Here is a 9,198-nt window from a genome sequence, read left to right on the forward strand (position 1 = left end):
CCATGACCGAGATATTAACGCCAGTAAAAATATTTTGGCCGCAGGGCTTGCGGTGTCAGTCTGTCGAGCGACCATAAGACCAGAACAGAGTAAATCTGTTAAGGCAGGTGCGAAAAATCCTTCGGGAAAGAAGCAGAAACCTAAATCGTGAGGTTTGGGAATCACCGTCCGTTTACGGCGGTGAGGATGTCAACAGCTTTAACGGTAGGGGATTCCTTGATCTTGATCTTAGTTCTTTGCCGGCCGATTGTCGGGAACTAGAATAGACTATTATCTATAGTAATAATTGTTTTTATTCATCAGTAGGGAGGCAAAATTATTTGTAGGATGGGTTAGCGGTAGCGTAACATAATCGGGCGTTGGGTTTCATGCTTCAACCCAACCTACGTTCTCCACCTACTTTTATTTATTCTCCCCACTTCCCCACCTCCCCACTTCCCCACTTCCTATTCCTTCGGACCAGAAAAGGGGTAAGATAATAAGTTTAGTGATAAGATGACCGAATTGTAAGCGGGGACTTGATATGGCAGAAACCCTATTATTTAATGCTTTGCGACAGGCGATCGATGAGGAAATGGGCCGCGACCAGACAGTATTTGTTTTGGGTGAAGATGTGGGTCATTACGGTGGTTCCTACAAAGTTACCAAAGATCTCTACAAAAAATATGGCGATTTAAGGGTTTTAGATACTCCCATCGCTGAAAATAGTTTTACGGGCATGGCAGTGGGGGCAGCCATGACGGGATTGCGTCCGATTATTGAAGGCATGAATATGGGTTTTCTTCTGCTTGCCTTTAACCAAATTGCCAACAATGCTGGGATGTTACGTTATACTTCCGGCGGTAATTTTAAAATCCCCATGGTTATCCGTGGTCCGGGGGGTGTGGGGAGACAATTAGGGGCGGAACATTCCCAACGTTTAGAGGCCTATTTTCACGCGGTACCCGGTCTAAAAATTGTCGCTTGTTCCACTCCTTACAATGCCAAAGGTTTATTAAAATCGGCGATTAGAGATAATAACCCCGTGCTTTTCTTTGAACACGTTCTTCTCTATAATCTCAAGGAAAATTTACCTGATAGCGAGTATCTTTTACCCCTCGATAAAGCGGAAATCGTTCGCAAGGGAGAAGATATAACTATTCTCACCTATTCGCGGATGCGTCATCACTGTTTACAGGCATTAAAACAGTTAGAAAAAGATGGCTATGATCCAGAAATTATCGATTTAATTTCCCTGAAACCCTTTGATATGGAGACGATTGCCGCTTCGATTCGCAAGACTCATAGGGTGATTATCGTGGAAGAATGTATGAAAACGGCGGGAATTGCTTCTGAGTTAATTGCTTTAATTAACGAGCAGTTATTCGATGAATTAGATGCCCCCGTGTTAAGATTATCTTCCCAAGATATCCCCACACCTTATAACGGTAATCTAGAAAGATTGACGATTATTCAACCTAATCAAATTGTCGAAGCTGTCCAAAAAATGGTCGGCGATCGCATTTAAAAAAATTCTCCTTTTGATACTGAAGTTATGCAGAGACAAAATTGGTTATTGTTACTGATCATCGGCCTAGTTGTTGCCTCGATCTTTATCCTGATTAAGTTGCCCCTACAATTAGGTTTGGACTTGCGCGGTGGTAGTCAATTAACCATTCAGGTTAAACCCACTGAAACCGTGACAACCATTCAACCTAATGATTTAAAAGCCGTACAAAATGTGATTGAAAATCGCGTTAATGCCCTCGGTGTTTCTGAATCATTAGTGCAGACTGTGGACAGTAAAAATCAGGTAATCGTGCAACTACCCGGGGTCACAGATCCCAAAGAAGCTGAGAGAAACCTAAATGTTCAGGCCCAATTAGAATTTCGTCAGCAAAAACAAGGTACAGAAGGAGAATTTCGGGCTGAATATTCAATTTTTCAACAAAAAAAAGCGGAATTAGCCGCCCTTAAAGCCGAGAATAAACCCGAAAATGCCGCTAAAATTGCCGAACTAGAACAATCTCTCCAGAAATCTAAAGAGGCAATTTTAAATTTATTTGAATCGGTGGACTTAACTGGAAAAAATCTGCAAAATGCCACTATTAGTTCCACCCAAGGCACTAACTGGGAAGTGGCCATTACTTTCGATTCGGAAGGGGGCAATAAATTCGCCGAACTGACTAAAGTGATCGCGGGTACTGGTCGCAGTATTGGGATTTTCCTTGATAATGAATTAATTAGCGCCCCTGTGGTTGATGTGCAGTTTGCCCAAACGGGAATTACAGGGGGCCGGGCTGTGATTACTGGTAATTTTACCGCCGAAACTGCCAACGATCTAGCGATTCAATTGCGCGGTGGTTCCCTACCTTTCCCCGTTAAAGTGGAAGAAATTCGCACCGTCGGGGCAACTTTAGGCCAGGATAGCATCCGTCGCAGTATCTACGCTGGTTTAGTGGGTTTACTGTTAGTTTTAATCTTCATGGCGGTTTATTACCGTTTACCCGGGATTATTGCCGATGTTTCCCTGATTATCTATACTATTCTCTCTCTGGGGGCTTTTGCCCTAGTGGGAGTCACCATGACGTTACCCGGTATTGCTGGATTTATCCTCAGTATCGGCATGGCAGTTGATGCAAATGTACTGATTTTTGAGCGTACCAGGGAGGAATTAAGGGCCGGAAAATCCCTATTTCGGGCAGTAGAGTCGGGATTTTATCGGGCTTTTTCCAGTATTCTCGATAGTAATGTCACTACTTTAATCGCCTGTGCTGCCCTATTTTGGTTGGGTTCGGGATTAGTCAAGGGTTTTGCTTTAACTTTAGCCATTGGGGTAGCTGTGAGTATGTTTACCGCTTTAACCTGTAGTCGTACTCTCCTGTTAATCACCGTGTTAAACGTCCCCAGCGTCCGTCAAAAACCGCAACTTTTCTGCCCTAATTTACCGGCAAATCAGTAGGGTGGGTTAGGCGACGACAAGTTATGCTGTTAACCAATAATTTCATATTCGCCGTAACCCACCGATTGCCACTCCCTACTCCCCAAATTCCTTTTTCCTTTTTACTTTTTACTTAATCTATATGGCATTTAACGTTACAAAACAGCGTAATTTTTGGTGGACAGTCTCGGCCTTGCTGACGATTGGTAGTATTTTGGCCATGGTAATTTCTTGGTTCACTATTCAAGCACCTTTACGACCGAGTTTAGATTTTGTTGGTGGTACGAGAATTCAGATAGAATTAGCTTGTGCCAAAAAGAATAACTGCGAGAAACCCTTAACTACTGCCGAAGTGCAAGCAATTTTAGACGAGGAAGGGTTGGGTAACAGTAGTGTGCAGGTGTTGGATAAATATACTTTATCGGTGCGGACTAAAACCCTGGCAGAAGAACAGAGAACAAAATTACTCGACACCTTAAATGAGAAAATTGGCACCTTTGACCCCGAAACCAGTCAAATCGATACAGTTGGTCCCACCATCGGTCAAGAATTATTTAGGTCGGGATTTTTAGCTTTATTAGTTTCCTTTTTTGGCATTGCTGTCTATCTAAGCTTCCGTTTTCAACGGGATTACGCTTTTTTTGCCATTGTCGCCCTGCTGCACGACGTTTTGATCACTTTAGGGGTCTTTGCGGTTTTAGGCTTAATTGCGGGGGTAGAAGTGGATAGTTTATTTTTAGTTTCCCTCTTGACAATTGTGGGCTTTTCTGTTAATGACACAGTGGTAATTTATGATCGCGTGCGGGAAAATTTTGCTAATACCCCCGAATTATCCGTGGATGAAATTGTCGATAATGCGGTGAGTCAAACCCTAAGTCGTTCAATTAATACCACCCTGACTACTTTATTGCCTCTGGTGGCGATTTTTCTCTTTGGTGGCACCACCTTAAAATATTTTGCCCTAGCTTTAATTATTGGCTTCGTAGCCGGGGCCTATTCGAGTATTTTTATCGCTAGTACCCTACTAGCTTGGTGGCGCGGTCGTTCCCATCGACCCACACTCAATTACAGTTAGGATGCCATTGGTGAAGAATCAGTGGGTCCCGGATGGGTCGTAATAGTAATTTCAACCTGTTGATTGAGACGACCCAAAATTGAGATCAAACGGTCAATAGTAAAGCGTCCCAAATTAGCACGGCGAATCTGGACAAATTCACTGTGATTAATTCCAGTTCGCACTTGAGCATCGCGGGTTGATAAGTCTTCCTTCTCCAGAACCTTGATAATTTCAGCAGCAAGCAGTGCTTTCGCTTGTCGCACGTCCGCATCTACATCGCCAAAATCGCGGTACACATTACCGCTACCTTGTACCAGTTCAAATTGTTCTTCACTCATGAGAGTTCCTCCTTCAATCGCTTGAGCCGTGCTTTGATAACTTCGACTTCTTGCTGTGGTGTTTTGATCCCTTTTGGGGATTTTTTCTGGAAGGCATGAATCACCCAGATAGCCTCACCTAACTGGACAGCATAGATAGTTCGATAGGCATCCCCCTTGAAAGGTAGAGCAATCTCGAACACACCAGAACCCATCCCCTTAAAAGGCTTGGTTAGGGATGATTTTGCCCCTTCTGCTGCAATAGTTAAAGCGTCAAGTACAATTTCTTGGGCTTCCTTGGGAAACTTTTGAAAATCTTTCCATGCCGCTTTAATCCAAGATATAGGACGGGTATTACGCATTCGCTTATGGTGATATAACTGATACCACCGGTCAAGCCCCATTATACCTAAAGACCATCAATTTGATGCTTACCCTGGGTCATAACTCCCTTTATAGGTTGTAAAAATTTGATAACCAGGTAAAACTAAGCTGATACCCGCAAAACTATGTATTGTTCCTGGATAACTTTCTTCTGCATCACTACCCCCCAATCGCCAACAAAAAGAACCCAACCAAATATAAAAGCCTGGAATCAGTGCGTCTATAGAATAGGCAATATCTTTTAACTGAGGGTTAACTCCGTTTGATGATCCCTTTTTTTGGGAAACTTTTATTTTCATTTATTTTCATTATTTTAAACTTATAATCGTTTAAGAACTATACCATATTTTTATTAGCATTGACGATGACAATTATCACAATTCCACACTTAAACCCTTTGGTGCGATTGCTGATATGGTAGGTTGGGCTTCGGCCGTGAGCTTTTGCCGAACGGTTGAAGCATGAAACCCAACGCTAATCAAAGATATTTGAAAGCCTTATTATCTTCAACCGTCCCATCGAACTAAGATAGTGCAAGCTTAAAGATGGCTTTTAGTTGTCAGCTAAATTTTTTGACCAATTGCGTCAAATTGCTTCAAGAGATTTGATTGCGAACACCACTAAAAGCGGCGTATGCGATCGCTATAGCATCTACAGCATCATTAATAGGCATTTTTGTCAATCCGAATAAATACTTAATTTGTTCGGCCACCTCCGCTTTAGTGGCCCTACCATGGCCCAGATGACATTTCCAACTAGCTTGATGGAGGAAAATCGGTTCAATTCCCCCATCGCGACAGCTAACTAGATTGATAATTCCCAATGCTTGCAGGACTCCACCGGCTGCCTTGATTTGCCGGTTAAAAAAGGGCATTTCCACGGCAATTTCCCCCGGTTTATATTCTGCGATTAACTCCTTTAAATCCCGTTCAATTTCGATCAAACGCTGGGCAGTAGAAAGATTTTTAGAAGTTTCGATCGTGCCGTAATCGACTAAGATCGGCACTAACTCACTATTATCCCGGAGAATAGCCCAACCGACAATCGCTAATCCGGGGTCGATACCCAACCAAGTAGTCATAGATTAAGCCAAAAAATCTTGGACGATTTGGAGGATTCTTTGGGATGCTTGTCCATCTCCAAAAGGATTAATGGCATTAGCCATACGATCATAGGCGATTTTATCCCTTAATAATTCTCCCGCTGCGGCTAAAATTTGCTCGGGATTAGTCCCAATTAATTTCGCTGTTCCCGCTTGTACTGCTTCCGGTCTTTCCGTGGTTTCTCGCAATACTAAAACCGGTTTTCCTAAACTAGGGGCTTCTTCTTGAATGCCTCCAGAATCAGTTAATAATAAATAGCAGCGTTGAATCGCCCCCACTAACTCGGCATAATCGAGAGGTTCAGTTAAAAATACCCTGGGATGATTGCCCAAAACAGACTGAATTGGTTCTCGGACGGTGGGATTACGATGCAGGGGTAATAATAGGGCCGTATCGGCATATTTTTCTAACAACAAAGTCAATCCTTTGATAATATCCTGTAAGGGTTCGCCCCAATTTTCCCGGCGGTGAACCGTAGCTAATAAAACCCGATAATCTGACCAATTTAAGCCCACAATTTGACATTCTGGGGCGGTTTTAGCTACGGTTAATAAAGCATCAATAACCGTGTTGCCGGTGTGGTGAATATTTCCTGTCACCCCAGATTTTTGTAAATTTTCCACGGCTAAAGTTGTGGGAGCAAAATGTAGGGTAGTCAGTTGAGAAATTAGGCGACGATTAGCTTCTTCGGGATAGGGATTATAGATATCATTCGTTCTTAATCCTGCTTCCACATGAGCGATAGGAATTTGTTGATAAAAAGCCGCTAAAGCAGCAGCAAAAGCAGTAGTAGTATCACCTTGCACAATAATTAAATCTGGTTTTATGCGCTCAAAAACTGTTTCTAAACCGCGTAAACTGCGGCAAGTAATATCAGTTAAAGTTTGACGGGTTTGCATAATATCCAGATTTTCATCTGCTTTTAAAGCAAATAATTCCATCACCTGCGCTACCATTTCTTTATGCTGTCCCGTCAGAATTACATGGGTTTGAAACTGTTCCGATTCTTGAAAAGCACGAATAACGGGAGCTAATTTAATCGCTTCGGGACGAGTTCCAAGAGTAATACAAATTGATTTCAACATATTATTATCAGTTATCAGTTATCAGTTATCAGTTATCAGATGTGAGTTTTCAGTTCACTGATTACTGTTCACTGCAAATAGCTTGAATTGTGCTGTTTTGTCATTTTTCACTCGTGGGGGGTTGTTGAACGATAAATTGGGGATAGAGTTGCATTTGCTTAGGATTTAAAGAAGGTCGAGAGATGGTCAAAACTTTTTGTTTAGCTAACTCTTGAGTCATGGTATCTAAAGTTTGAGCGATACGCAAATTATATTCTAACTGTTCCCCAGAAGAAAGCAGATTACTTAAGCCATCAATTAAACGTCTTAAATTCTCGCGAAATTGGGGATCACCGATTAACTCATCAATATCAGAGGTGATTTTTTGAGTATTTTCAAAAGTCACCCTAGCGGATTCGAGAGTTTTTTGCAGCACGACAATTGTAGCAGGATCGTTAATGGTTTTAGTAATTTCTCGTAAATTATTCGATGTTTCCACTGCATTATTCAAAATAGTCTCGACATTTTGCATGACTTGTTTAGTATCAATTTCATCTAAACCAGCATTCAACCTCAGGGCGGTATTATTGAGATTATTAGCGAGACTGCCAATACCTAAACTAGCTTGATTAATATTATCAAGAGTATTAACAATTTGTCCCCGATTTTCGCTAAGAACAGCATTAAGATTAGCGACTAATTGGGAAGATTGTTGAAAAGTTCTGCTGATTTGACTGCGATTTTCCTGAACGGTATTATCTAAAGTATTGACAAAACGGGAGGCATTATTAGCCGTATTAGTCACCGAGCGACTGGTGGTAGCTAATTCCAAAGATAGACGAGAGATTTCTCTTTGGGCATTACGGATAGTCTGGGAGGTATCATCGGATAAACGGGCGATTTTTTGAGCTGCTATAGCGGTATTTTTGGTGACATCATTGAGATTACCCACAAATTCAGGACTGGTAAAAGTATCCACTAAACGACCAACACTAGACATTAATTGTGTTCCTGTTTTCCCCTGTAAACGGCTATTATTACAGAGAATTAACTGTTGATCACAGTCGGGACTAAGAGGGTCGAGATTTTTGGCCTCAGCACTTAAAGAAACTAAGGGAGTGATATCGATGGCTGCCTCCCCAATTAATCCAGAAAGATTGGTAGTAACAGTTACCTTCCTAGGCATAACTAAAGTAGCAGAAGCGATTTCGGCAATAACTTCCACTTGATTGCTTCCCGGGATAAAACTCGTAATTCTTCCCACTCTCACCCCGCGAAAACGCACCGGCGCCCCGACTTGTAACCCTTCCACGTCGGCAAACTCGAAGATTAATTGATAGGTTCTTTGACCAAATCCCCCCCCGCGAACCCAGATAGCGAGCACCCCAAAGACCAATAATCCGCCTAGGGCAAACAAACCTAGTCTTCCTTCCCGTAAAGCTCGCGAACTCTGCATGATTTTTCTCTCATTCTCGATAGTTCTTAATTTAGCTTAATCTAGCTTAAACGATTGTCCTAATCGGGCCTTCAATGCTGGCGCTAAAAAATTGCCGGATCATGGGATGATCGGTACGATCGATATCTGCCACTAATCCCTGCCATTGCACTTTTCCCTGATAGAGAAATACTACTCGATCGGCGGTGCGTCGGATGGTGCTTTGTTGGTGAGAAACCATCACATAAGTGTTCGCAGACCCCGATTTTTCATGGAGAGTCCGCACTAGATCCTCGATAATTGTGGAAGCTATTGGGTCTAATCCGGCGGTAGGTTCATCATACAGCAGTAATTCAGGATTATCGGCGGGATTATCGGGATTAGTGATAATAGCGCGGGCAAAAGCCACCCGTTTACGCATTCCCCCCGATAGTTCCGAAGGATAAAGGTTACTAATTCCCTGTAAACCGACCATTTCCAAGCTTTTTTCCACTAATTCCCTAATTATGGCTTTTTTTAAATTAGTTTGTTCATAAAGATAAAAACCGACATTTTCCCCGACGGTGAGAGAATCAAACAGGGCCGTTTGTTGAAAAACTAAGGAAGTTCGCATCGCTTCTCGACCATCTTCTAGCAATCCCTGACGCAATTGACCTTTAATACGAATTTCTCCCGCATTTATCCCCGTTAATCCCGCAATTAACCGTAAAACCGTTGATTTTCCCGTCCCCGACGGCCCGATAATTACCAGGGCCTCCCCTCGATAAATGGTTAAATCTAAACCGTCGAGAATAACATTATCCCCGAATCTTTTCGATACTCCTCTCAATTCAATTAACGGTTCTTTCATCGTCGCTTAATTATCTTATAACCTCTGGAATTTTAGGGAGATGGGGAAGTGGGGTGTGGGGTGTGGGG

Annotated in this window: 10 protein-coding genes and 1 pseudogene; 4 read left to right on the top strand and 7 right to left on the bottom strand. The window is 42.4% G+C overall.

The features are described from left to right. The 4 genes and pseudogenes from PN470_RS04360 to secF form a co-directional block, all read left to right on the top strand. Positions 1-151, top strand: a pseudogene (locus PN470_RS04360) (RNA-guided endonuclease TnpB family protein); the annotation flags it as partial. A 372-nt stretch (positions 152-523) separates the two neighbouring features. Further along, on the top strand, positions 524-1,507 hold the full coding sequence (locus PN470_RS04365) for an alpha-ketoacid dehydrogenase subunit beta (protein ID WP_002742584.1): 984 nt from the start codon (positions 524-526) through the stop codon (positions 1,505-1,507). A 27-nt stretch (positions 1,508-1,534) separates the two neighbouring features. After that, positions 1,535-2,941, top strand: a complete 1,407-nt coding sequence (secD, locus tag PN470_RS04370; protein ID WP_271939360.1) for a protein translocase subunit SecD — start codon at positions 1,535-1,537, stop codon at positions 2,939-2,941. 121 nt (positions 2,942-3,062) lie between these two features. Beyond that, entirely contained in the window at positions 3,063-3,995 is a 933-nt protein-coding gene (gene secF / locus PN470_RS04375; protein ID WP_272103813.1) for a protein translocase subunit SecF, read from the top strand. Here secF and PN470_RS04380 read toward each other — a convergent pair. The 7 genes from PN470_RS04380 to PN470_RS04410 all read right to left on the bottom strand — a co-directional run bounded on the left by PN470_RS04380 (position 3,992) and on the right by PN470_RS04410 (position 9,130). Further along, complete coding sequence (locus PN470_RS04380) at positions 3,992-4,315, bottom strand: helix-turn-helix transcriptional regulator (protein WP_272103817.1); 324 nt, start codon at positions 4,313-4,315, stop codon at positions 3,992-3,994. The two genes, secF and PN470_RS04380, sit on opposite strands and share 4 nt — an antisense overlap. Further along, on the bottom strand, positions 4,312-4,656 hold the full coding sequence (locus PN470_RS04385) for a type II toxin-antitoxin system RelE/ParE family toxin (protein ID WP_272103819.1): 345 nt from the start codon (positions 4,654-4,656) through the stop codon (positions 4,312-4,314). The genes PN470_RS04380 and PN470_RS04385 overlap by 4 nt, the downstream gene beginning before the upstream one ends. Positions 4,657-4,725: 69 nt before the next feature. Then, positions 4,726-4,977 carry a hypothetical protein gene (locus PN470_RS04390; protein WP_272103821.1) on the bottom strand — a complete coding sequence of 84 codons (252 nt, stop codon included), beginning with the start codon at positions 4,975-4,977 and terminating at the stop codon, positions 4,726-4,728. A gap of 296 nt (positions 4,978-5,273) precedes the next feature. Further along, positions 5,274-5,759, bottom strand: coding sequence for a crossover junction endodeoxyribonuclease RuvC (locus tag PN470_RS04395; protein ID WP_002739294.1), 486 nt, complete (start codon positions 5,757-5,759; stop codon positions 5,274-5,276). A 3-nt stretch (positions 5,760-5,762) separates the two neighbouring features. Then, a complete protein-coding gene (gene wecB, locus PN470_RS04400) occupies positions 5,763-6,866 on the bottom strand; it encodes a non-hydrolyzing UDP-N-acetylglucosamine 2-epimerase (protein WP_272103823.1) in 1,104 nt (367 codons plus the stop codon). A 100-nt stretch (positions 6,867-6,966) separates the two neighbouring features. Continuing rightward, on the bottom strand, positions 6,967-8,301 hold the full coding sequence (locus PN470_RS04405; RefSeq protein WP_016514373.1) for an MlaD family protein: 1,335 nt from the start codon (positions 8,299-8,301) through the stop codon (positions 6,967-6,969). A gap of 46 nt (positions 8,302-8,347) precedes the next feature. Beyond that, positions 8,348-9,130 (bottom strand): ABC transporter ATP-binding protein, encoded by a 783-nt coding sequence (locus PN470_RS04410; RefSeq protein ID WP_271939350.1) that lies wholly within the window; start codon positions 9,128-9,130, stop codon positions 8,348-8,350. Between the last annotated feature and the right edge of the window lie 68 nt (positions 9,131-9,198).

Source organism: Microcystis sp. CS-574 (genome assembly GCF_028329095.1).
GTDB lineage: Bacteria > Cyanobacteriota > Cyanobacteriia > Cyanobacteriales > Microcystaceae > Microcystis > Microcystis ichthyoblabe_A.

Bases quoted from the DNA above. Each gene is read 5' to 3' on its own strand.
- PN470_RS04390 (WP_272103821.1), bottom strand. From the start codon at position 4,977: ATGAAAATAAAAGTTTCCCAAAAAAAGGGATCATCAAACGGAGTTAAC.
- PN470_RS04395 (WP_002739294.1), bottom strand. From the start codon at position 5,759: ATGACTACTTGGTTGGGTATCGACCCCGGATTAGCGATTGTCGGTTGG.
- PN470_RS04365 (WP_002742584.1), top strand. From the start codon at position 524: ATGGCAGAAACCCTATTATTTAATGCTTTGCGACAGGCGATCGATGAG.
- PN470_RS04385 (WP_272103819.1), bottom strand. From the start codon at position 4,656: ATGCGTAATACCCGTCCTATATCTTGGATTAAAGCGGCATGGAAAGAT.
- secF (WP_272103813.1), top strand. From the start codon at position 3,063: ATGGCATTTAACGTTACAAAACAGCGTAATTTTTGGTGGACAGTCTCG.
- PN470_RS04405 (WP_016514373.1), bottom strand. From the start codon at position 8,301: ATGCAGAGTTCGCGAGCTTTACGGGAAGGAAGACTAGGTTTGTTTGCC.
- PN470_RS04380 (WP_272103817.1), bottom strand. From the start codon at position 4,315: ATGAGTGAAGAACAATTTGAACTGGTACAAGGTAGCGGTAATGTGTAC.
- secD (WP_271939360.1), top strand. From the start codon at position 1,535: ATGCAGAGACAAAATTGGTTATTGTTACTGATCATCGGCCTAGTTGTT.
- wecB (WP_272103823.1), bottom strand. From the start codon at position 6,866: ATGTTGAAATCAATTTGTATTACTCTTGGAACTCGTCCCGAAGCGATT.
- PN470_RS04410 (WP_271939350.1), bottom strand. From the start codon at position 9,130: ATGAAAGAACCGTTAATTGAATTGAGAGGAGTATCGAAAAGATTCGGG.